Here is a 17,533-nt window from a genome sequence, read left to right as displayed (position 1 = left end):
GGAAAAGCCATGTCTCTCGTAATCAACCACAATATGATGGCCGCCACCGCTTCCCGCAACCTGTCCAACTCGTACAGCGCCCTGGCCACCTCGACCAACCGCCTGTCGTCCGGACTGCGCATCACCACCGCGGCCGACGACGCCGCCGGCCTGGCCATCCGCGAACTCATGCGCTCGGACATCGCGGCCACCAACCAGGGTGTCCGCAACGCCAACGACGCCATCTCCATGATCCAGACCGCCGACGGCGCGCTCCAGGTCGTGGACGAAAAGCTCATCCGCATGAAGGAACTGGCCGAGCAGGCCGCCACCGGCACCTATACCTCGGACCAGCGCCTGATCATCGACTCGGAATACCAGGCCATGGCCTCGGAAATCACCCGAATCGCCAATGCCACGGACTTCAACGGCATCTATCTTTTGAACGGCAACCTGTCCGGAGCCACCCACAGCGGCGCCGGCCTCAATGCCACCGGCAAGATGAAGGTCCATTTCGGTGCCAGCAACAACAGCGCCGAGGACTACTACTACGTCCAGATCGGCACCTCCACGGCCTCGGCCCTGGGCGTCGGCATCGGCGCGGCCTCGTCGGCCGCGGGCCGCAGCATCTCCACCCAGGAACTGGCCCAGAAGGCCCTTGACGCCATCACCTCGGCCATCGTGTCCAAGGACAAGATCCGGGCCAACCTGGGCGCCTTGCAGAACCGCCTGGAGAACACCATCTCCAACCTGCAGATCCAGAGCGAAAACCTGCAGGCGGCCGAGTCCCAGATCTCGGACGTGGACGTGGCCACGGAAATGACCCAGTTCGTGCGCAACCAGATCCTGACCCAGTCGGCGGTGGCCATGCTCTCCCAGGCCAACTCCCTGCCCAAGATGGCCATGCAGCTCATCGGCGGCTAGTGAACCGCTTCCGCCTCGATCCAACAAAAAAGGCCTGCTCCGGAATTCCCGGGCAGGCCTTTTTTCATGGGCAGCGGCTGTCACAGCTCGCAGCAGGCGGCCAGAAAAAACCGCAACGCCGGGAACATGTAGCGCCGCCCGTGGTGCACGGCGTAAAAACTGCGCCGCATGTCGAGCTCCGGGGCCGCGAGCAGGGATACCGTCCCGCGATCCAAATAGGCCCGGGCCGCCATGTGGGAGACGACCGAAACGCCGAGCCCGGCTTCGACGCACTCCAGCACCGCCAGGGAGGAATGGACCTGGAGCACGGCGCGCAGGTCCCGGATGTCGATGTCGGCCTGGGCCAGGGCCCGCTCCAGGGCCAGCCGGGTGCCGGAACCGGACTCGCGCATGACCCAGGGGAGCCGCACCAGCCTGGCCCGCCAGTCCCCGCCGTCCAGGGACACGGCCCCCATGTCCTTGGGCGCCACCAGCACCAGGGAGTCTTCCAGGATCGGCCGGCTGACCAGCTCCGGCTGGGCCGCCGGCGCGCCGACGATGCCGAGATGCGCGTCCCCCGCCACGATCATGGCCGTGATCTCCCGGGTGTCGCCGCCCTTGAGGTCGATGCGGACTTCGGGGTAGGCGGCCAGGAACCCGGCCACCAGCTTGGGGATGATGTACTGGGCCGGAATCGTGCTGCCGCCGACGGCCAGTTCCCCGGCCACCCGCTTGGACAGGGCCAGGATGTCGGCCCGGGCGTGGTCGAGCTGGCTGAAGATGGTGGTGCAGTACCGGTAGAGGACCTCGCCGGCCTGGGTCGGCAGGACGGTACGGCCGAGCCGGTCGAACAGCTGGGTGTCGAGCTCTTCCTCCAGGGCCAGGATATGGGCGCTGATGGTCGGCTGGGACAGCAGCAGGTCTTCGCCCGCCCGGGAAAAGCTGCGCAGGTCATAGACCTTGGCAAAGGCCTGGAGCCGGCGAACATCCATAGACTATATTCTTTCCATAGATAAAAACTATAGTACGGAACAAAAAAAAGCAGGGTCCAAGGGACCCTGCTTGTGCTTACGCCTGGGGAGCGGTCTCGGTCGGAGCAAGGGAAGCCTGCTGCTCGACCGGGGCCTCTTGGGGAGCCTTGGCCGGGGCGGTTTCGCCGGCCATGCGGGTCAGTTCGATGACGGCCATGGGGGCGCAGTCGCCGGCCCGGGGCAGTCCCATCTTGACCACGCGGGTGTAGCCGCCGGCCTGCCCGCGGAAACGGGGGCCGATCTCGTCGAAGAGCCGGGCCACGAGCTGGTGGTTGGCCAGGAACTTGTAGGCCAGCCGGCGGGCGTGGAGGCTGTCGGTCTGGGCCAGGGTGATGAGGCGTTCGACAACGCCGCGCAGTTCCTTGGCCTTGTGTTCGGTGGTGCGGATGCGCTCGTGGATGACGAGCGAACGGGCCATATTGCGCAGCATGGCCTCCCGGTGGGAGGAATTCCTGCCGAATTTGCGTCCGGATTTCTTATGTCTCATCGACCTGCTTCCTCTTCAGCCATTCCTGGTATTTTTGTTCGAAGTTCTCGATGCGCATGCCGAATTCAAGGCCCATGTCCTCAAGGACCCGGCGGATTTCCTCAAGGGATTTCTTGCCGAAGTTCTTGGTCTTGAGCATCTCGTTTTCGGTTTTCTGCATCAGCTCGCCAACGGTCTGGATGTTGGCGGATTTGAGGCAGTTGGTGGCGCGCACGGAAAGCTCAAGCTCGTCGATGCTCTTAAACAGGCTGGGATTGAGTTCGATGTCGTCACGGCGGCGCGCCTTGTCCGCTTCGGATTCCTTCTCGTCGAAATTGATGAAGACCGTGAGCTGGTCCTTGAGGATCTTGGCGCTGTAGGAGATGGCGTCATCGGGCGAGATGGAACCGTCGGTGCCGACCTCGAGCACGAGCTTGTCGTAGTTGGTCATCTGACCGACACGGGCCTGCTCGATGGTATAGGCCACCTTCTTGACCGGCGAGAAGCTGGAATCGAGCAGAATGAGCCCGATCTCGGAATCCAGTCCCTCGTGCATGTCGGCCGGGACATAGCCCTTGCCCATGCGGACCTCGAGGTCGATGCGGAAATCGCGGTCCTCGGACAGGGTGGCGATCAGCACATCGTCGCTTAAGACCGTGACGTTCTGGTTGCCCTGGATGGCGCTGGCCAGGACTTCGCCCTTCTGGTTGGCGAACAAGGTCAGGCGCTGGGGGTCCTCGGTGGTCATGGCCAGGCGGACCTGCTTGAGGTTGAGGATGATCTCGGTCACATCCTCGATGACGCCCGGAATGGTCGAGAATTCGTGCTGCACTCCCTCGATGCGGGCGGCCACGATGGCCGCGCCCTGCAGGGAGGACAACAGCACGCGCCGCAGCGCATTGCCGAGGGTCGTGCCGAATCCACGTTCCAGGGGCTCGCAGACAAACCGGCCGAACGTGTCCGTGGCGCCGGGGTCCTTCTCGAGCTTTTCCGGCTTGACCAGTTCGGTCCAGTTGCGGGAGTTGATGAGCCTTTGGCCGTTACGAATCAACATGGCGTCACCTTATGCAAAGCGTACTTTGCCGATTACTTGGAGTAAAGCTCGACGATGAGCTGCTCGTTGATCGGGAACTGCACGTCCTCGCGGGTGGGCAGGGCATTGACCTTTCCCTTGAGCTTCTCGCCGTCCACTTCGAGCCAAGCCGGGCAGCCGCGACGGGCGATGACCTGCTGGGCCTCCAGAATGATGGGGGACTGGCGATTTTTCTCGCGCACTTCGATGACGTCCCCGACCTTGACCTGGAGCGACGGGATGGTCACGCGGTGGCCGTTCAAGACGAAAAGGCCGTGGCGCACGAGCTGGCGGGCCTGGTTGCGCGAATTGGCGAAACCCAGGCGGTAGACGACGTTGTCCATGCGGCGTTCGAGGAACGACAGCAGGTTTTCGCCGGTGACGCCCTTTTTCATGTCGGCCCGCTGGAAATAGGCGCGGAACTGGCCTTCCAGGATGCCGTACATGCGGCGGGTCTTCTGTTTTTCGCGAAGCATGACGGCGTAATCGCTCATCTTCTTACGGATGCGGCCGTGCTGGCCGGGCGCGTAGGGCCGGCGCTCGTAGGCGCACTTATCGGTGTAGCAGCGGTCGCCCTTCAAAAAAAGCTTGCCCCCTTCCCGGCGGCAAATGCGGCATTTCGCTTCTGTATAACGTGCCAAGGTAGTTCCTCCTCCGTGTGCCGCGGTCCGTCGCGCGCTGGCGCGGTCCCGCTATCTGTCCGTTTCGTCCAAGCGGGCCGGCCGTTGGCCCCGCGGCGAACCGAATAACAATCCAGGCCTCGCGTCGAGGCCTGGCCTTTCAATCACCATGTTGCCGCCGGCGCAGCCCGCCGGACGCACTTCGCACTAGACGCGACGCCGTTTGGGCGGGCGACAGCCGTTGTGGGGGATGGGCGTGATGTCGCGGATGAAGCTGACCTTGAATCCGGCGTTGTGGATGGCGCGCATGGCCGCCTCACGGCCGGAGCCCGGACCCTTGACCAGAATACCGACGGTGCGCATACCGTTTTCCTGGGCCTTGCGCGCGGCATTCTCGGCGGCGACCTGGGCGGCGAACGGGGTGGACTTGCGCGACCCCTTGAATCCCGCTCCGCCGGAGGTGGCCCAGCTGACCACGTTGCCCTTCTGATCGGTGAAGGTCACGATGGTATTGTTGAACGTGGCCTGGATGTGGGCAACTCCCACGGGAATATTCTTCCGTTCCTTTTTGCCGGTGCGGCGCGGTTTCGCCATACGCGTATCTCCAGAAAGCCCGAGTCGGGCATTTTACCGGGTTAGCTCCGGCGCCCGTTGCCGGGCGCCGGCATCATCTACTTCTTTTTCTTGGCCATCACGCCGCGACGCGGGCCCTTGCGGGTGCGTGCATTGGTGTGGGTGCGCTGGCCGCGGCAGGGCAGCCCGCGGCGGTGGCGCAGGCCACGAAAGCAGCCGATGTCCATGAGGCGCTTGATATTGGCGGTCACATCACGCCGCAAATCGCCCTCGACCTTGTGGTTGGCCTCGATTTCCTTGCGGATGGTGTTGGTTTCCTCAGGGCTGAGGGCGTCCGAATTCTTGGTCCAATCGACGCCGGTCACCTCAAGGATACGAAGGGCCGTTGTCCGGCCGATTCCGTAAATGTAGGTCAGCGCGATATCCATCCGCTTGTTCTTCGGAAGGTCGACTCCCGCGATTCTGGCCACGACGTTCCTCCGTTATCCCTGGCGCTGTTTGTGCCGGGGGTTCTCGCAGATCACCCGCACTACGCCGTGGCGCCGGATGACTTTGCACTTGGGACAAAGTTTTTTGACCGAGGGTTTCACTTTCATCTTGTTGCTCCGTCTCCTGGCGACGGCAACGGCAGGCGCCCGTGGCGTCCGCCGCGTCAATCAGCCAGGCTTAAAATCCGAGGACCGTTTTTGGTCACAGCCACCGTATGCTCGAAATGGGCGGACAGGCTGCGGTCCTTGGTCACGGCCGTCCAATTGTCGGACAGCACTTCGACGTCCGGTCCGCCGGCAGTCACCATGGGTTCAATGGCCAGCACCATTCCGGGCAAAAGCGGGACCCGGGGTGCCCCCTTGGGCTCGAAATTGGGGATCTCCGGCTTTTCGTGGAGTTTCCTCCCGATGCCGTGCCCAACAAATCGTCTTACAACACTCAGGCCATGCTCTTCAACATATTTCTGCACGGCTCGCGAAATGTCGTACAGGTCGTTGCCGGCCCGGGCTTCGGCAATCCCGGCTTCGAGCGACTCCTTGGTCACCCGCAGGAGCTTCTCCCGGTCGCCGTTGACTGCCCCGACCGGGACCGTGGTGGCCGAGTCCCCGTAGAACCCGTCGTAGACCACCCCCATGTCGAAGCTGACCAGATCCCCGTCGACCAGCACGCGTTCCGAGGGGAACCCGTGCACCACTTCTTCATTGACCGAGCAGCACAGGGCATAGGGGAAGCCGTACATGCCGAGAAAGGCCGGCTTCACCTTGAAATCGTCGCACCGCTTGCGCGCGATTTCCTCAAAGACCATGGTCTTGACCCCGGGCTTGACCGCTTCCCGCAATTCGCGCAAAATGATGGCCACAATGCGGCCGGCTTCGCGCATGGAAGCGATTTCAAGGTCGTTTTTGAGGAAAATCCCCCTGACCTTTTTCAACGCTATTGCCTGCCCTTGATTCTCCCCTTCTGCATGAGACCTTCATACTGACGGGAAATCAGGTAAGACTCGATCTGCGACATGAAGTCCATGGCCACGCCGACCACGATCAGAAGCGACGTGCCGCCGAAATAGAACGGCACGTTGAACTGTTGGATAAGGACCATGGGCAAGACGCAGACAACGGATATGTAGAGCGAACCCCAGAGCGTGATCCTGGCCAGAACCTTGTCGATGTATTCCTTGGTCTTGGCCCCGGGCCGGATGCCCGGGATGAAACCGCCCTGCTTGCGGATGTTCTCCGCGATGTCGGCCGGATCAAAGATGATGGCCGTGTAGAAATAGCAGAAGAACACGATCAGGGCCACGAACACGACGTTGTAGGTCATGGTCTGGGGACTGAAAAACGAGGCAACGCTTTTGAGCCACGGCACATGGGAGAATTCCCCGAGGGTGGCCGGGAAAAGCAGGATCGAGGAGGCAAAGATCGGCGGAATGACGCCGGCCGTGTTGACCCGAAGCGGCAAATGGGTGGTCTGCCCGCCGTACATCTTCCGCCCGACCATCCGTTTGGCGTACTGGATGGGGATGCGCCGCTGGCCGCGCTCCATGAAGACGATGGCGTAAAGGACCCCGATCATGAGTGCCCCGATCAGGAGCAGGACAAAGAGCGACAGCTCCCCGGCCTTCACGAGGTCGATGGTCGAGAGGACCGCCCGCGGCAGGCCGGCCACGATACCGGCGTAGATGATCATGGAGATGCCGTTGCCGATGCCCTTCTCGGTCATCTGCTCGCCAAGCCACATGAGAAAGACCGTGCCTGCGGCAAGCGTGATGATGGTCATCAGACGGAAGGCCCAGCCAGACATGAGCACTACCGGCGCGCCCGTGGGGCTGGCCATGCTCTCCAGGCCCACGGCAATGCCGAAGCCCTGGATGACGGCGATCAGCACCGTGCCGTAGCGGGTGTACTGGGTGATCTTCTTGCGGCCGGCCGCGCCCTCCTCCTTCTGCATCTTGGCCAGCTCGGGGCTGACGACCGTCAGCAGCTGGATGATGATGGAGGCGGAGATGTAGGGCATGATCCCCAGGGCGAAGATGGAAAGGTTTCGGAGCCCTCCGCCGGAGAACATGTCGAACAGGCCAAACAGCGTATTCTTGGCGCTCTCGAAAAAATCCGCCAAGGCGGCCGAATCCACGCCGGGCACGGGCACGTGCACCCCGATGCGGTAGACGGCCACGAGCAGGAAGGTCCAGAGGAGCTTTCGTTTCAGCTCCGGCAGACGGGCCAGGTTTTCGACTCCGGTAAGGGCCACGTTGACTTCCGTTATTCGGTTGGGGTTTCGTCGCCGGATTCGACGGCGCCGAGGGTGACGGCCTTGCCGCCGGCGGCGGCGATCTTCTCCAGGGCCTTGGCGCTGAAGCGGTGGGCCTCGACCGTGACCGCGGCGGCGACTTCCCCCTGGGAGAGGATCTTGACCAGAGCCCCGGCCTTGGCCAGGCCGCGTTCGTAGATGTCGTCCAGGCTGATGGCGTCCTGGCCGGCGAAAGCCTCCAGCAGGCGATCCAGGTTCAGCGGCTGGTAGACCACCTTGAACGGGTAGTTCTTGAAGCCGCGCTTGGGCAGCCGGCGAGCCAGCGGCATCTGGCCGCCTTCGAACCAGGGGCGTTCGCTCACACCCGCCCGGGCGTTCTGGCCCTTGTTGCCCTTGCCCGCGGTGCAGCCCTGGCCGGTGGCCCGGCCGCGGCCGATGCGCTTGCGATTGACCCGCTCCTCGGGGAAGGGGTAGAGTTCGTGCAGCTTCATGACTCGGTCACCTCGACCAGGTGCTTGACCTTGGCGATCATGCCGACAACGGTGTCGGTCTTCTCGTAGGATCGTTCCTGATGGATTTTCTTGAGACCCAGGGCGGCCAGGGTTCCCCGCTGCTTGGGCGTATTGCCGTAGCGGCTGCGGGCCAGCTTGACGGTAATGGTTGCCATGGCGGAATTCCTTATTTGCGCGGCGTGGCCAGGGCCTTGCCGCGCATGGTGCCGACGACGTCGGCGCTGCGCAGCGAGGCCAGGCCTTCCATGGTGGCGCGCAAGACGTTGTGCGGGTTGTTGGTGCCGATGGCCTTGGTCAGGATGTCATGGACGCCGCAGGCTTCCATGATGGCCCGCACCGGGCCGCCGGCGATGATGCCGGTACCCTTGGAGGCGGGTTTGAGCATGACGCGGCCGGCGCCGAACTGGCCGAGCACCTCGTAGGGCAGCGTGCCGTCGAGGAGAGGGATGCGGATCATGCCCTTCCTGGCCTGCTCGGTGGCCTTGCGGATGGCTTCCGGGACTTCGTTGGCCTTGCCCAGGCCATAGCCCACGGAACCCTTGCCGTCGCCGACCACGACCAGGGCGCTGAAGCTGAACCGCCGGCCGCCCTTGACGACTTTGGCCACGCGGTTGAGGTACACGATCTTTTCGATCTGTCCGAGATCGGACTGCTGGTCCATGCCGTCTTCCTTCCCGCGCTTAGAATTTAAGGCCGCCATCCCGGGCTCCGTCGGCGAGGGCTTGAATCCTGCCGTGGTAAATGTAGCCGTTGCGGTCGAACACCACGGCTTCGATATTGCGTTCCAGGGCCTTTTGCGCCAGATCCTTGCCGACCTTGGCGGCGGCGTCCTTGTCGGCCTTGAGCGCTTCCCCTGCCTTGGACAGGGTCTGGCTCGAGGAAGACACCAACGTCTGGCCGGTGAGGTCGTCGATCACCTGGGCGTAGATGTGCCGGTTGGACCGGTACACGACCAGACGGGGACGCTCAGCCGTGCCGGCCAGCTTCTTGCGGATGCGGACTTTCCGGCGCGCGCGCGCCAGGGTCTTGGTCATCTTCATATGCGGTCCCTATTTCTTGCCGCCGGACTTGCCGGCTTTGCGACGAATGACTTCGGTGTCGTATTTGATGCCCTTGCCTTTGAACGGCTCGGGCGGCCGCACGCGGCGGATCCGGGCCGCGGTCTCGCCAAGCACGATCTTGTCGATTCCGGACAAGATGAGCTTGTTTCCTTCGACCTTGGCCTCGATCCCGGCCGGGAGCTTGAAGTCCACCGGGTGCGAGTAGCCGACGTTTAAGGTCACGGTGTCGGCCGAGGCCGCCACCTTGTAGCCGACGCCGATGACTTCGAGCGTCTTGCTGAACCCTTTGCTCACGCCTTCGACCAGATTGGCCAGAAGCGTGCGGCGCAGGCCGTGCTGGGCCCGGGCCATGCGGGTCTCATCGACCCGGGTCAGCTGGACCTTGCCGTCCGTCACCGCGTAGACGATCTTGGGATGGGTCGGCGTGGTCAGCTGGCCTTTGGGGCCTTTGACCGTCACCGCCTCGGGAGCCACCTCGACGGACACGCCGGAGGGAAGCTCGATTTCGCGTTTGCCTATCCTGGACATGACATCTTCTCCGCGACTTGTCTTCTTACCAGATTTCGCACAGGAGCTCGCCGCCGACATTGAGCTCCCGGGCCTTGCCGCCTTCGAGGATCCCCCGAGAGGTGGACAGGATGCTGATGCCCAGGCCGTTTTGGACTTTGGGGATGGCCTCGGCTCCGACGTAGACACGCCGGCCGGGCTTGCTGATCCTTTTGAGTCCGGAGATGAGCGGCTTGCCGCCCTGGTACTTCAGGTTGATGGACAGGCTTGCTTCGCTCACGGAAAAATCGGCGATATAGCCTTCGTCCTTTAATATGACGGCAATAGCGGCCTTGAGTTTCGAGGCCGGAAAAGCCAGATCCGCGTGCAGGGCCCGATGGGCGTTGCGTATACGGGTCAGCATGTCCGAAATGGGGTCGGTCACCGACATGGCGTCCTCTCCTTGCTACCAGCTCGACTTGCGCACACCGGGCATCTCACCGGTCAGCGACATGTTACGGAAGCAAATACGGCACACGCCGAACTTGCGCAGAAACGCCCTGGGACGACCGCAGATGGGACAGCGGTTATACGCTCTGGTGGAAAACTTCGGCTTGCGGCTGGCTTTCACCCTCAACGATTTACGGGCCACGGCCGTTCTCCTTACTTTTTAAACGGCATGCCGAGGAGGTCGAGAAACATCTTGCCCTCCTTGTCGGCCCGGGCCGTTGTGACGATGGTAACGTTCATGCCCTTGACGTGTTCGACGCGATCCACGTTGATTTCCGGAAAAATCGTGTGCTCCCGGATGCCGAGGGTAAAATTGCCGCGTCCGTCGAACCCGCGGTCGGGCACGCCGCGAAAGTCGCGGACCCGAGGCAGGGAAAAATTGATCAGTTTGTCCAGGAAGTCCCACATCCGTTCCCGGCGCAGCGTCACGCGACACCCCACCGGCATGCCCTCCCGGAGCTTGAACGCCGCAATGGACTTCCTGGCCCGGGTCACCACGGCCTTCTGTCCGGAGATGGCGGTCAACTCAACCACGGCTTCCTCGATGAGCTTATTGTTGTTGCTCGCTTCGCCCAAACCCATGTTGAGCGAAATGAAGGAAAGCCGGGGGATTTGCATGCTGGAGGTGTACCCGAACTCCTTTTTCAGCTCCGGGGCTACCTTCTCGGCATAAATTTGTTCCAGGCGGGTCATACCGTTTCCTTTTAACTCAAGCGATTTCGTGGTTGCACTTCTTGCAGAAGCGCACCTTTTTGCCGTCTGCGGTCTCTTTGTAGCCGACCTTGGTCGGCTTGGCGCAGGCGTCGCACAAAAGCGCGACGTTCGAGATGTCAAGCGGGGATTCCTTTTCGACAATCCCGCCCGCGATCTTGGCGTAGGGATTGGCCTTGGTGTGGCGCTTGACCATGTTGACCTTTTCCACCAGCACGGCATTCTTCTTGGGCAGGATCTTGAGCACCTTGCCCACCTTGCCCTTGTCCTTGCCGGCGGTGACCATCACCTTGTCGTCTTTGCGTATCCGATACGTTTTCATGGCGTCCCCGTTGGCGCGGTGCGTAAGTCCTACAGGACTTCAGGCGCCAGCGACACGATTTTCATGAAGTTTTTCTGCCGCAGTTCCCTGGCCACCGGTCCGAAGATGCGGGTGCCGACGGGCTCGCCCTGGGCGGACAAGAGGACGGCGGAATTGGAGTCGAACTTGATGTAGGAGCCGTCGGGACGCCCGACTTCCTTTTTCGTCCGCACCACCACGGCCTTCATCACCGAGCCCTTTTTCACCTTGGAATTGGGCAGGGCGTCCTTGACCGACACCACGATGATGTCGCCCACCGAAGCGTACCGGCGGCGCGAGCCGCCGAGCACCTTGATGCAGAGGACTCTCTTGGCGCCGGAATTGTCCGCCACGTCGAGTTGGGTTTCAACCTGGATCATGACCTGGCTCCTAGACCGCTTTTTCCATGATTTTCACAAGGTGCCAGCGCTTGCGGGCCGACAGCGGACGGTGTTCGATGATGCTGACCGTATCGCCCATGCCGCAGTCGTTTTGCGGATCGTGGGCCATGAACTTCTTGCGGCGACGGATGTATTTTTTATACAGCGGATGCTTGACCAGGGTTTCGACCATGACCACGATGGTCTTGTCGGCCTTGTCGGAAACCACGACACCGGTCAGAACCCGACGGTTGCTTTTATGTTCTTCCATGGCGAACCCCGATTACGCTTGGCGCTTTTTTTCGTTTTGCACCGTAAGGAGCCTCGCGATGTCCTTGCGGACCTGACGCAGGCGGTGCGTTTTTTCCAGCTGCGCCGTGGCGTGCTGGAAGCGCAGCTTGAAGAGCTCCTCGCGGGTCTCGCCGAGCTTTTTGGCCAGGCCTTCGGCGTCGAGTTCGCGCAGTTCAGCGGTCTTCATGGCTAGACGCCCTCCTTGGCCACGATCTTGGTCTTGATCGGCAGCTTGTGCTGGGCCCGGGTCAGCGCTTCCTTGGCCGTGGCCAGGTCGACGCCCTTGATCTCGTAGAGCACGCGGCCCGGTTTGACCGGGGCGAACCAGCCGACCGGCGCGCCTTTGCCTTTGCCCTGCCGCACTTCGGCCGGCTTCTCGGTCTTGACCCGGTCCGGAAAGACGCGGATCCAGACTTTTCCGCCGCGCTTGATGTGGCGCATGATGGCCACGCGGGCGGCCTCGATCTGCTGGCTGGACAGCTTGCCGTGCTCAAGCGCCTTGATGCCGATGTCGCCAAAGTCGATGGAGGCGCCCTTGGTGGCCGGGCCGCGCAGGCGGCCTTTCTGCATCTTGCGGAATTTGGTTTTTTTGGGAGCCAACATTACGCTTCCACCTCATGATCCAAAATCTCGCCTTTGAAAATCCAGACCTTGACGCCGATCACGCCGTATGTGGTCTTGGCGATGGCATAGCCGTAATCGATGTCGGCGCGAAGCGTCTGCAGGGGCACCCGTCCGTCGCGGTACCATTCGGACCGGGCGATTTCCGCTCCGGCCAGGCGGCCGGCGCAGGAGACCTTGATGCCCTCGGCGCCGAACTTGCGCGACAGGCCGACCGTACGCTTCATGGCCCGGCGGAAGGCCACGCGGCGCTCGAGTTGCAGCGCGATGTTCTCGGCCACCAGCTGGGAGTCGATCTCGGGGCGGCGGATCTCGTTGACCTCGACCGTGAACTCGCGGCCGAAACGCTGCTTGAGGTCGCCGCGGACCTTCTCGATCTCCGTGCCCTTGCGGCCGATGACGATGCCGGGACGGGCGGTGTGGATGATCAACCGGATCTTGCCCCCGGCCCGCTCGATTTCAATTTTCGAGATCCCGGCGTGGTACAAGTTCTTTTTCACGAACTTGCGAATCTGATTGTCCTCGAAAACGAACGCGGGATAATCCTTTTTGGAAAACCAGCGGGACAGCCAATTCTTGTTGTACCCGAGCCGAAACCCGTAGGGATGTACTTTCTGGCCCATGTGTCGCTCCTAATTCTCGGCCACGACGACGGTGATATGGCTCGTGCGCTTGACGATCCGGAAGGCGCGGCCCATGGAACGCGTCATGATGCGCTTCCAGGTCGGCCCGGGATTGACGATCACCTGTTTGACCGTAAGGTTGTCGATGTCCACCCCGGAGATCTGTTCGGCATTGGCAACGGCGGAGTGCAGGACTTTGCCGATGATCTTGGCCGACTTCTTGGGTGTGAACTTCAGTATATTCATGGCCTCCTCGACCGGACGGCCAAGGATGTTGGCGGCAACGAGCCTCGCCTTCTGGGGCGACACGCGGATGAATTTGGCTATGGCTTTGGCTTCCATGACTGTGTCCCGACGGGGTTCGTCCCCGACTACTTTTTCACTTTGCTTTTCTTGTCCGCGGCATGGCCGTGGAAGGTCCGCGTGGGGGAGAATTCACCGAGTTTGTGGCCGACCATATTTTCGGAAACAAAGACCGGGATGAATTTCTTGCCGTTGTGGACGGCGAAGGTCAGTCCCACCATCTCGGGCAGGATCATGGAACGGCGCGACCAGGTCTTGATCACGCGGCGATCCTTGTTCTCCAGGGCGTAGCTGACCTTTTTTTCCAGATGCCCGTCAACGAACGGACCCTTTTTGAGCGACCGAGGCATAGGCGTTCCCTCTTACTTTTGTCCGCGCCGCTTGGCGATAAGCTTGGACGAGGCCTTTTTCTTGTTGCGGGTTTTGTAGCCCTTGGTCGGCGTGCCCCAGGGAGTGACGGGATGCCGGCCGCCCGAACTTTTGCCCTCGCCGCCGCCATGCGGATGGTCGACCGGGTTCATAGCCACGCCGCGAACCTTGGGCCGGTTGCCGAGCCAGCGGTTGCGGCCGGCCTTGCCGATGGAGATGTTCTCGTGCATCACGTTGCCGACCTGGCCGACGGTGGCCAGGCAGGAGGCCAGGATGTTCCGGACTTCGCCGGAGGGCAGGCGCAGGAGCGCGTACTTGCCTTCCTTGGCCACGAGCTGGGCGTAGGTCCCGGCGGCGCGGCAGATCTGGCCGCCGCGGCCCGGATTGAGCTCGATGTTGTGCAGCAGCGTGCCGACGGGGATCTTTTTGAGCGGCAGGGCGTTGCCGGGCTTGATGTCCGCGCCTTCACCGGCCGTGATCATGTCGCCAACCGAAATTCCAACCGGCGCCAGAATGTAACGTTTCTCGCCATCGGCGTAATGCAAAAGCGCAATACGCGCGCTACGGTTCGGGTCGTACTCCACGGAGAAGACCTTGGCCGGGACCTCGAACTTGTCGCGCTTGAAGTCGATGATACGGTACAGGCGCTTGTTGCCGCCGCCCCGCCGCCGCGAGGTGATCCGGCCATAACAGTTGCGGCCGGAAGCGCGGGGAAGCCCCTCGACGAGGGACTTTTCGGGCTCGGTCCGGGTGATCTCCTCGAAGGTGGAGACCGTCTGGAACCGGCGGCCGGCCGACGTGGGCTTAAGCTTGCGGATGGACATGACTAAACCCCTTCGAAGAACTCTATTTTATCACCCTGCGCCAGGGTCACGTAGGCTTTCTTGTAGCCCGGAATCCGGCCGGTCACCTTGCCCATGCGCGAGCGGGCAAGCGGGCGGCGGCGCACCACGCGCACGGCGTCGACCGTGACCGAAAACGCCTTTTCCACGGCCTTGGCGATCTCGATCTTGTTCGCCTCGGGGTGGACATAAAAAACCACCTGGTTGGCGGCTTCCTTGATCATCGTGGCCTTTTCGGAAACCAGGGGCCTAAGCAGTATGTTAGCGTACTCCATGACCGAGCCTCTCCTGGACCTTCAGGGCCGCATCCTTGACCATGACCAGATGGTCGTGGCGCAGGATGTCGTAGACGTTTAACATGTCCTCGCGGACAACCTTGATGCCGGGAATGTTCCTGGCGGAAAGCTCGAGATTGTTATCCGAAGCAGGCAGAACAATCAAGGCTTTTTTCAAGCCGAAGTCGGAAGTCACCTTGACCATGAGCTTGGTCTTGACTTCGGGCACGGCCAGGGTGTCGACCAGGACCAGGGACGCGTCCCCGAGCTTGGCCGAAAGGGCCATGCGCAGGGCCAGCTGGCGGACCTTGCGGTTGACCTTGAAGGTGTAGTCCCGGGGTTCGGGACCGTGGACGACGGCGCCGCCGCGCCACAGGGGCGAGCGGGTGGAACCGGCGCGGGCCCGGCCCGTGCCTTTCTGGCGCCAGGGCTTTTTGCCGCCGCCGCTGACGAAGGCCCGGGTCTTGACCGAGTGGGTGCCGGCGCGCTTGGCGGCCAGCTGGGCCCGGACCACCAGGTGCAGCAGTTCGGGCTGAACCTCGACTTCGAAGACCTCGGGATCCAGTTCGACGGTGCCGATTTCCTGGTTACCCTGGTCGTAGAGCTTTATGTTTGCCATGGTTATTCCCGTTATCCCTGCTTGCGCACCATGACCACGCAATTGCGGGGCCCTGGCACCTGGCCTTTGACCAGGATCAGGTTCATTTCCGGGCGGACGTCCACGATCTCGATGCCGAGCATGGTCACGGTGCGCGCGCCCATGTGGCCGGCCATCTTCTTGCCCTTCATGACCTTGCCCGGCTCGGTGTTGTTACCGATGGAGCCGCCGGAGCGGTGGGCTTTTTCCGTACCGTGGGTCTTTTTGAGACCCGCGAAGTTCCAGCGCTTCATGACGCCGGCAAAGCCCTTGCCGATGGAGGTGCCGGTCACCTTGACGGTCTCGCCCGGGGCGAAAATGTCGACGGTCACGTCCATGCCCTGTTCGAAGGCCGAGGGGCCGTCGAGGCGGATTTCCTTGAGCACCCGGTAGTAGCCGCGGCCGGCCTTGTCCAGATGGCCCTTCTCGGGCTTGTTGACCTTGCGTTCCGGGATCTGGTCGAACCCGATCTGCATGGCGTTGTACCCGTCTTTTTCCGCGGTCTTGACCTGCGTGACGGGACAGGGGCCGGCCTCGATGACCGTGACCGGAATGATCGATCCGTCGTCGCCGAAAATCCGGGTCATGCCCAGTTTGCGGCCGAGTATTCCAAGCGTGGCAGCCATGCCAACCTTCCTTAGAGCTTGATTTCCACGTCAACGCCGGCGGGCAGGCTCAGTTTCCCGAGCGCGTCCACCGTCTGCTGGGTGGGCTCCATAATGTCCAGGAGACGTTTGTGAACCCGCATCTCGAACTGCTCGCGGGACTTCTTGTCCACGTGCACGGAGCGGTTGACCGTGACCTTGTGGATGTCCGTCGGCAACGGGATCGGGCCGGCAACGCCAGCCCCGGTGTTGCGGGCGGTATCCACGATCTCGGCCACGGCCTTGTCGAGAATGCGGTAGTCGTAGGCCTTCAACTTGATGCGAATGCGGTCATTTTGCATGGAAACCATGATATTACTCCACGATTTCCGACACGACGCCGGCGCCGACGGTGCGGCCGCCTTCGCGGATGGCGAAGCGCAGGCCCTTTTCCATGGCAATGGGGGCGATCAGCTCCACGTTGAACGTGGCGTTGTCACCCGGCATCACCATCTCGACCCCTTCGGCCAGGGTCACGACGCCCGTGATGTCGGTCGTGCGGAAATAGAACTGGGGACGGTAGCCGGTGAAAAACGGGGTATGGCGGCCGCCCTCTTCTTTGTTGAGGACGTACACCTCGGCCTTGAACTTGCGGTGCGGGGTGATCGAACCCGGCTTGGCCAGCACCTGGCCGCGCTCCACGTCGTCACGCTTGACGCCGCGCAGAAGCACGCCCACGTTGTCGCCGGCCTGGCCCTGGTCCAGGATCTTGCGGAACATCTCGACACCGGTGCAGGTCGTCTTGACCGTGTCCTTGATGCCGATGATCGCCACTTCGTCGCCGACCGTGACGATGCCGCGCTCCACGCGTCCGGTCACCACGGTGCCGCGGCCGGAGATGGAGAAGACGTCCTCAATGGGCATGAGAAACGGCTTGTCGATGTCGCGCTTGGGCTCGGGAATGAACGAATCGCAGGCGTCGAGCAGCTCGAAGATAGGAGCGGCCTCGGGGCTGTTGACATCGGCGGCTTCGAGGGCTTTGAGGGCCGAACCCTTGATGACCGGAATGTCGTCGCCCGGGAACCCGTACTTGGAGAGCAGCTCGCGGACTTCGAGCTCGACCAGCTCGAGCAGTTCCGGATCGTCGACCAGGTCGACCTTGTTCATGAACACGACCAGCTGGGGCACGCCGACCTGACGGGCCAGCAGGATGTGCTCACGGGTCTGGGGCATGGGGCCGTCGGTGGCCGCGACCACCAGGATGCCGCCGTCCATCTGGGCCGCGCCGGTGATCATGTTCTTGATGTAGTCGGCGTGGCCGGGGCAGTCGACGTGGGCGTAGTGCCGCTTGTCGGTCTGGTACTCGACGTGGGCCGTGGCGATGGTGATGCCGCGCTCTTTCTCTTCCGGCGCCTTGTCGATCTGGTCAAAAGGAATATACTCGCCAAAACCCTTCATGCTGGCCAGACGCGTGATGGCCGCGGTCAGCGTGGTTTTGCCGTGGTCGATGTGACCAATGGTGCCGATGTTTACGTGCGGCTTGTTCCGCTCGAATTTCGCCTTGCCCATGTCGTCCCCCTGAACTTCCGCGCTTGCGGTTCGTTGTTG

General features: G+C 62.5%; 32 protein-coding genes. 1 reads left to right on the top strand and 31 read right to left on the bottom strand.

The window, feature by feature from the left end; translation table 11 throughout:
* The first annotated feature begins 9 nt into the window (after window positions 1–9).
* The gene (locus tag DFW101_RS16050; RefSeq protein ID WP_009182567.1) at window positions 10–903 is read left to right on the top strand and encodes a flagellin N-terminal helical domain-containing protein; all 894 of its coding nucleotides are present in this window, start codon (window positions 10–12) and stop codon (window positions 901–903) included.
* 80 nt (window positions 904–983) lie between these two features.
* Here the strand turns inward: DFW101_RS16050 and DFW101_RS16045 are convergent, their stop codons facing one another.
* From DFW101_RS16045 to tuf, 31 genes are all read right to left on the bottom strand, one after another.
* Window positions 984–1,874 carry a selenium metabolism-associated LysR family transcriptional regulator gene (locus DFW101_RS16045; protein ID WP_009182566.1) on the bottom strand — a complete coding sequence of 297 codons (891 nt, stop codon included), beginning with the start codon at window positions 1,872–1,874 and terminating at the stop codon, window positions 984–986.
* 76 nt (window positions 1,875–1,950) lie between these two features.
* Window positions 1,951–2,400 carry a 50S ribosomal protein L17 gene (gene rplQ / locus DFW101_RS16040; protein WP_009182565.1) on the bottom strand — a complete coding sequence of 150 codons (450 nt, stop codon included), beginning with the start codon at window positions 2,398–2,400 and terminating at the stop codon, window positions 1,951–1,953.
* Window positions 2,390–3,433, bottom strand: a complete 1,044-nt coding sequence (locus DFW101_RS16035) for a DNA-directed RNA polymerase subunit alpha (protein ID WP_009110282.1) — start codon at window positions 3,431–3,433, stop codon at window positions 2,390–2,392. The genes rplQ and DFW101_RS16035 overlap by 11 nt, the downstream gene beginning before the upstream one ends.
* A gap of 32 nt (window positions 3,434–3,465) precedes the next feature.
* A complete protein-coding gene (rpsD, locus tag DFW101_RS16030) occupies window positions 3,466–4,092 on the bottom strand; it encodes a 30S ribosomal protein S4 (RefSeq protein ID WP_009110283.1) in 627 nt (208 codons plus the stop codon).
* A gap of 186 nt (window positions 4,093–4,278) precedes the next feature.
* A complete protein-coding gene (gene rpsK / locus DFW101_RS16025) occupies window positions 4,279–4,665 on the bottom strand; it encodes a 30S ribosomal protein S11 (RefSeq protein WP_009110284.1) in 387 nt (128 codons plus the stop codon).
* A 77-nt stretch (window positions 4,666–4,742) separates the two neighbouring features.
* Window positions 4,743–5,114 carry a 30S ribosomal protein S13 gene (gene rpsM / locus DFW101_RS16020; RefSeq protein WP_009182564.1) on the bottom strand — a complete coding sequence of 124 codons (372 nt, stop codon included), beginning with the start codon at window positions 5,112–5,114 and terminating at the stop codon, window positions 4,743–4,745.
* A 12-nt stretch (window positions 5,115–5,126) separates the two neighbouring features.
* Window positions 5,127–5,240, bottom strand: a complete 114-nt coding sequence (gene rpmJ / locus DFW101_RS16015) for a 50S ribosomal protein L36 (RefSeq protein WP_009182563.1) — start codon at window positions 5,238–5,240, stop codon at window positions 5,127–5,129.
* Window positions 5,241–5,296: 56 nt separating this feature from the next.
* On the bottom strand, window positions 5,297–6,064 hold the full coding sequence (map, locus tag DFW101_RS16010; protein ID WP_009182562.1) for a type I methionyl aminopeptidase: 768 nt from the start codon (window positions 6,062–6,064) through the stop codon (window positions 5,297–5,299).
* Window positions 6,065–6,066: 2 nt separating this feature from the next.
* On the bottom strand, window positions 6,067–7,380 hold the full coding sequence (gene secY, locus DFW101_RS16005; RefSeq protein ID WP_009182561.1) for a preprotein translocase subunit SecY: 1,314 nt from the start codon (window positions 7,378–7,380) through the stop codon (window positions 6,067–6,069).
* A gap of 11 nt (window positions 7,381–7,391) precedes the next feature.
* Window positions 7,392–7,871 carry a 50S ribosomal protein L15 gene (gene rplO / locus DFW101_RS16000; RefSeq protein WP_009182560.1) on the bottom strand — a complete coding sequence of 160 codons (480 nt, stop codon included), beginning with the start codon at window positions 7,869–7,871 and terminating at the stop codon, window positions 7,392–7,394.
* Window positions 7,868–8,047 carry a 50S ribosomal protein L30 gene (gene rpmD / locus DFW101_RS15995; RefSeq protein WP_009182559.1) on the bottom strand — a complete coding sequence of 60 codons (180 nt, stop codon included), beginning with the start codon at window positions 8,045–8,047 and terminating at the stop codon, window positions 7,868–7,870. Before rpmD ends, rplO begins: the two co-directional genes overlap by 4 nt.
* Window positions 8,048–8,058: 11 nt before the next feature.
* Complete coding sequence (rpsE, locus tag DFW101_RS15990) at window positions 8,059–8,553, bottom strand: 30S ribosomal protein S5 (RefSeq protein ID WP_043643003.1); 495 nt, start codon at window positions 8,551–8,553, stop codon at window positions 8,059–8,061.
* A 19-nt stretch (window positions 8,554–8,572) separates the two neighbouring features.
* Window positions 8,573–8,932, bottom strand: a complete 360-nt coding sequence (gene rplR, locus DFW101_RS15985; RefSeq protein WP_009110291.1) for a 50S ribosomal protein L18 — start codon at window positions 8,930–8,932, stop codon at window positions 8,573–8,575.
* A gap of 9 nt (window positions 8,933–8,941) precedes the next feature.
* A complete protein-coding gene (rplF, locus tag DFW101_RS15980) occupies window positions 8,942–9,481 on the bottom strand; it encodes a 50S ribosomal protein L6 (protein WP_009182557.1) in 540 nt (179 codons plus the stop codon).
* A 25-nt stretch (window positions 9,482–9,506) separates the two neighbouring features.
* A complete protein-coding gene (rpsH, locus tag DFW101_RS15975) occupies window positions 9,507–9,890 on the bottom strand; it encodes a 30S ribosomal protein S8 (RefSeq protein ID WP_009182556.1) in 384 nt (127 codons plus the stop codon).
* 15 nt (window positions 9,891–9,905) lie between these two features.
* Entirely contained in the window at window positions 9,906–10,091 is a 186-nt protein-coding gene (locus tag DFW101_RS19225; RefSeq protein WP_009110294.1) for a type Z 30S ribosomal protein S14, read from the bottom strand.
* 11 nt (window positions 10,092–10,102) lie between these two features.
* Window positions 10,103–10,642, bottom strand: a complete 540-nt coding sequence (gene rplE, locus DFW101_RS15970) for a 50S ribosomal protein L5 (protein WP_009110295.1) — start codon at window positions 10,640–10,642, stop codon at window positions 10,103–10,105.
* Window positions 10,643–10,658: 16 nt separating this feature from the next.
* Window positions 10,659–10,982: a 50S ribosomal protein L24 gene (gene rplX, locus DFW101_RS15965; protein WP_009182555.1), complete on the bottom strand. Its 324-nt coding sequence runs from the start codon at window positions 10,980–10,982 to the stop codon at window positions 10,659–10,661.
* 29 nt (window positions 10,983–11,011) lie between these two features.
* On the bottom strand, window positions 11,012–11,380 hold the full coding sequence (rplN, locus tag DFW101_RS15960; protein ID WP_009182554.1) for a 50S ribosomal protein L14: 369 nt from the start codon (window positions 11,378–11,380) through the stop codon (window positions 11,012–11,014).
* 10 nt (window positions 11,381–11,390) lie between these two features.
* The gene (gene rpsQ, locus DFW101_RS15955) at window positions 11,391–11,651 is read right to left on the bottom strand and encodes a 30S ribosomal protein S17 (protein WP_009110298.1); all 261 of its coding nucleotides are present in this window, start codon (window positions 11,649–11,651) and stop codon (window positions 11,391–11,393) included.
* 12 nt (window positions 11,652–11,663) lie between these two features.
* A complete protein-coding gene (gene rpmC, locus DFW101_RS15950; RefSeq protein WP_009110299.1) occupies window positions 11,664–11,858 on the bottom strand; it encodes a 50S ribosomal protein L29 in 195 nt (64 codons plus the stop codon).
* Between the two features lie 2 nt (window positions 11,859–11,860).
* The gene (gene rplP / locus DFW101_RS15945) at window positions 11,861–12,274 is read right to left on the bottom strand and encodes a 50S ribosomal protein L16 (protein WP_009182553.1); all 414 of its coding nucleotides are present in this window, start codon (window positions 12,272–12,274) and stop codon (window positions 11,861–11,863) included.
* Window positions 12,274–12,915, bottom strand: coding sequence for a 30S ribosomal protein S3 (gene rpsC / locus DFW101_RS15940; RefSeq protein ID WP_009182552.1), 642 nt, complete (start codon window positions 12,913–12,915; stop codon window positions 12,274–12,276). Before rpsC ends, rplP begins: the two co-directional genes overlap by 1 nt.
* A gap of 9 nt (window positions 12,916–12,924) precedes the next feature.
* On the bottom strand, window positions 12,925–13,257 hold the full coding sequence (gene rplV, locus DFW101_RS15935; RefSeq protein WP_009110302.1) for a 50S ribosomal protein L22: 333 nt from the start codon (window positions 13,255–13,257) through the stop codon (window positions 12,925–12,927).
* 29 nt (window positions 13,258–13,286) lie between these two features.
* A complete protein-coding gene (gene rpsS, locus DFW101_RS15930; RefSeq protein WP_009110303.1) occupies window positions 13,287–13,568 on the bottom strand; it encodes a 30S ribosomal protein S19 in 282 nt (93 codons plus the stop codon).
* A 12-nt stretch (window positions 13,569–13,580) separates the two neighbouring features.
* Complete coding sequence (gene rplB / locus DFW101_RS15925; RefSeq protein ID WP_009110304.1) at window positions 13,581–14,411, bottom strand: 50S ribosomal protein L2; 831 nt, start codon at window positions 14,409–14,411, stop codon at window positions 13,581–13,583.
* 2 nt (window positions 14,412–14,413) lie between these two features.
* Window positions 14,414–14,704 carry a 50S ribosomal protein L23 gene (gene rplW / locus DFW101_RS15920; RefSeq protein WP_009110305.1) on the bottom strand — a complete coding sequence of 97 codons (291 nt, stop codon included), beginning with the start codon at window positions 14,702–14,704 and terminating at the stop codon, window positions 14,414–14,416.
* The gene (gene rplD / locus DFW101_RS15915) at window positions 14,691–15,323 is read right to left on the bottom strand and encodes a 50S ribosomal protein L4 (RefSeq protein ID WP_009182551.1); all 633 of its coding nucleotides are present in this window, start codon (window positions 15,321–15,323) and stop codon (window positions 14,691–14,693) included. The genes rplW and rplD overlap by 14 nt, the downstream gene beginning before the upstream one ends.
* An 11-nt stretch (window positions 15,324–15,334) precedes the next feature.
* Complete coding sequence (rplC, locus tag DFW101_RS15910; protein ID WP_009182550.1) at window positions 15,335–15,967, bottom strand: 50S ribosomal protein L3; 633 nt, start codon at window positions 15,965–15,967, stop codon at window positions 15,335–15,337.
* 11 nt (window positions 15,968–15,978) lie between these two features.
* A complete protein-coding gene (rpsJ, locus tag DFW101_RS15905; RefSeq protein WP_006920465.1) occupies window positions 15,979–16,296 on the bottom strand; it encodes a 30S ribosomal protein S10 in 318 nt (105 codons plus the stop codon).
* 4 nt (window positions 16,297–16,300) lie between these two features.
* On the bottom strand, window positions 16,301–17,494 hold the full coding sequence (gene tuf, locus DFW101_RS15900) for an elongation factor Tu (RefSeq protein ID WP_009182549.1): 1,194 nt from the start codon (window positions 17,492–17,494) through the stop codon (window positions 16,301–16,303).
* Between the last annotated feature and the right edge of the window lie 39 nt (window positions 17,495–17,533).

The organism is Solidesulfovibrio carbinoliphilus subsp. oakridgensis (assembly GCF_000177215.2).
In the GTDB taxonomy this organism is placed as follows: Bacteria; Desulfobacterota; Desulfovibrionia; order Desulfovibrionales; family Desulfovibrionaceae; genus Solidesulfovibrio; species Solidesulfovibrio carbinoliphilus.
Note: the sequence above shows the minus strand (reverse complement) of the source record. Positions and strands in the feature narration are given on the sequence as shown.

Excerpts from the sequence above, each read along its gene's own strand:
- rpsH (WP_009182556.1), bottom strand. The coding sequence starts at position 9,890 with ATGTCGGTGACCGACCCCATTTCGGACATGCTGACCCGTATACGCAAC.
- rpsK (WP_009110284.1), bottom strand. The coding sequence starts at position 4,665 with ATGGCGAAACCGCGCCGCACCGGCAAAAAGGAACGGAAGAATATTCCC.
- rplR (WP_009110291.1), bottom strand. The coding sequence starts at position 8,932 with ATGAAGATGACCAAGACCCTGGCGCGCGCGCGCCGGAAAGTCCGCATC.
- DFW101_RS16035 (WP_009110282.1), bottom strand. The coding sequence starts at position 3,433 with ATGTTGATTCGTAACGGCCAAAGGCTCATCAACTCCCGCAACTGGACC.
- rplF (WP_009182557.1), bottom strand. The coding sequence starts at position 9,481 with ATGTCCAGGATAGGCAAACGCGAAATCGAGCTTCCCTCCGGCGTGTCC.
- DFW101_RS16045 (WP_009182566.1), bottom strand. The coding sequence starts at position 1,874 with ATGGATGTTCGCCGGCTCCAGGCCTTTGCCAAGGTCTATGACCTGCGC.
- tuf (WP_009182549.1), bottom strand. The coding sequence starts at position 17,494 with ATGGGCAAGGCGAAATTCGAGCGGAACAAGCCGCACGTAAACATCGGC.
- DFW101_RS16050 (WP_009182567.1), top strand. The coding sequence starts at position 10 with ATGTCTCTCGTAATCAACCACAATATGATGGCCGCCACCGCTTCCCGC.
- rplP (WP_009182553.1), bottom strand. The coding sequence starts at position 12,274 with ATGTTGGCTCCCAAAAAAACCAAATTCCGCAAGATGCAGAAAGGCCGC.
- rplC (WP_009182550.1), bottom strand. The coding sequence starts at position 15,967 with ATGGCTGCCACGCTTGGAATACTCGGCCGCAAACTGGGCATGACCCGG.
- rpmD (WP_009182559.1), bottom strand. The coding sequence starts at position 8,047 with ATGGCAACCATTACCGTCAAGCTGGCCCGCAGCCGCTACGGCAATACG.
- rplD (WP_009182551.1), bottom strand. The coding sequence starts at position 15,323 with ATGGCAAACATAAAGCTCTACGACCAGGGTAACCAGGAAATCGGCACC.
- rplV (WP_009110302.1), bottom strand. The coding sequence starts at position 13,257 with ATGGAAGCCAAAGCCATAGCCAAATTCATCCGCGTGTCGCCCCAGAAG.
- rpsS (WP_009110303.1), bottom strand. The coding sequence starts at position 13,568 with ATGCCTCGGTCGCTCAAAAAGGGTCCGTTCGTTGACGGGCATCTGGAA.
- rpsJ (WP_006920465.1), bottom strand. The coding sequence starts at position 16,296 with ATGGTTTCCATGCAAAATGACCGCATTCGCATCAAGTTGAAGGCCTAC.
- rplB (WP_009110304.1), bottom strand. The coding sequence starts at position 14,411 with ATGTCCATCCGCAAGCTTAAGCCCACGTCGGCCGGCCGCCGGTTCCAG.
- rpmC (WP_009110299.1), bottom strand. The coding sequence starts at position 11,858 with ATGAAGACCGCTGAACTGCGCGAACTCGACGCCGAAGGCCTGGCCAAA.
- rplN (WP_009182554.1), bottom strand. The coding sequence starts at position 11,380 with ATGATCCAGGTTGAAACCCAACTCGACGTGGCGGACAATTCCGGCGCC.
- rplQ (WP_009182565.1), bottom strand. The coding sequence starts at position 2,400 with ATGAGACATAAGAAATCCGGACGCAAATTCGGCAGGAATTCCTCCCAC.
- rplO (WP_009182560.1), bottom strand. The coding sequence starts at position 7,871 with ATGAAGCTGCACGAACTCTACCCCTTCCCCGAGGAGCGGGTCAATCGC.
- rpsE (WP_043643003.1), bottom strand. The coding sequence starts at position 8,553 with ATGGACCAGCAGTCCGATCTCGGACAGATCGAAAAGATCGTGTACCTC.
- rplE (WP_009110295.1), bottom strand. The coding sequence starts at position 10,642 with ATGACCCGCCTGGAACAAATTTATGCCGAGAAGGTAGCCCCGGAGCTG.
- rpsC (WP_009182552.1), bottom strand. The coding sequence starts at position 12,915 with ATGGGCCAGAAAGTACATCCCTACGGGTTTCGGCTCGGGTACAACAAG.
- rplX (WP_009182555.1), bottom strand. The coding sequence starts at position 10,982 with ATGAAAACGTATCGGATACGCAAAGACGACAAGGTGATGGTCACCGCC.
- rplW (WP_009110305.1), bottom strand. The coding sequence starts at position 14,704 with ATGGAGTACGCTAACATACTGCTTAGGCCCCTGGTTTCCGAAAAGGCC.
- rpmJ (WP_009182563.1), bottom strand. The coding sequence starts at position 5,240 with ATGAAAGTGAAACCCTCGGTCAAAAAACTTTGTCCCAAGTGCAAAGTC.
- rpsQ (WP_009110298.1), bottom strand. The coding sequence starts at position 11,651 with ATGGAAGAACATAAAAGCAACCGTCGGGTTCTGACCGGTGTCGTGGTT.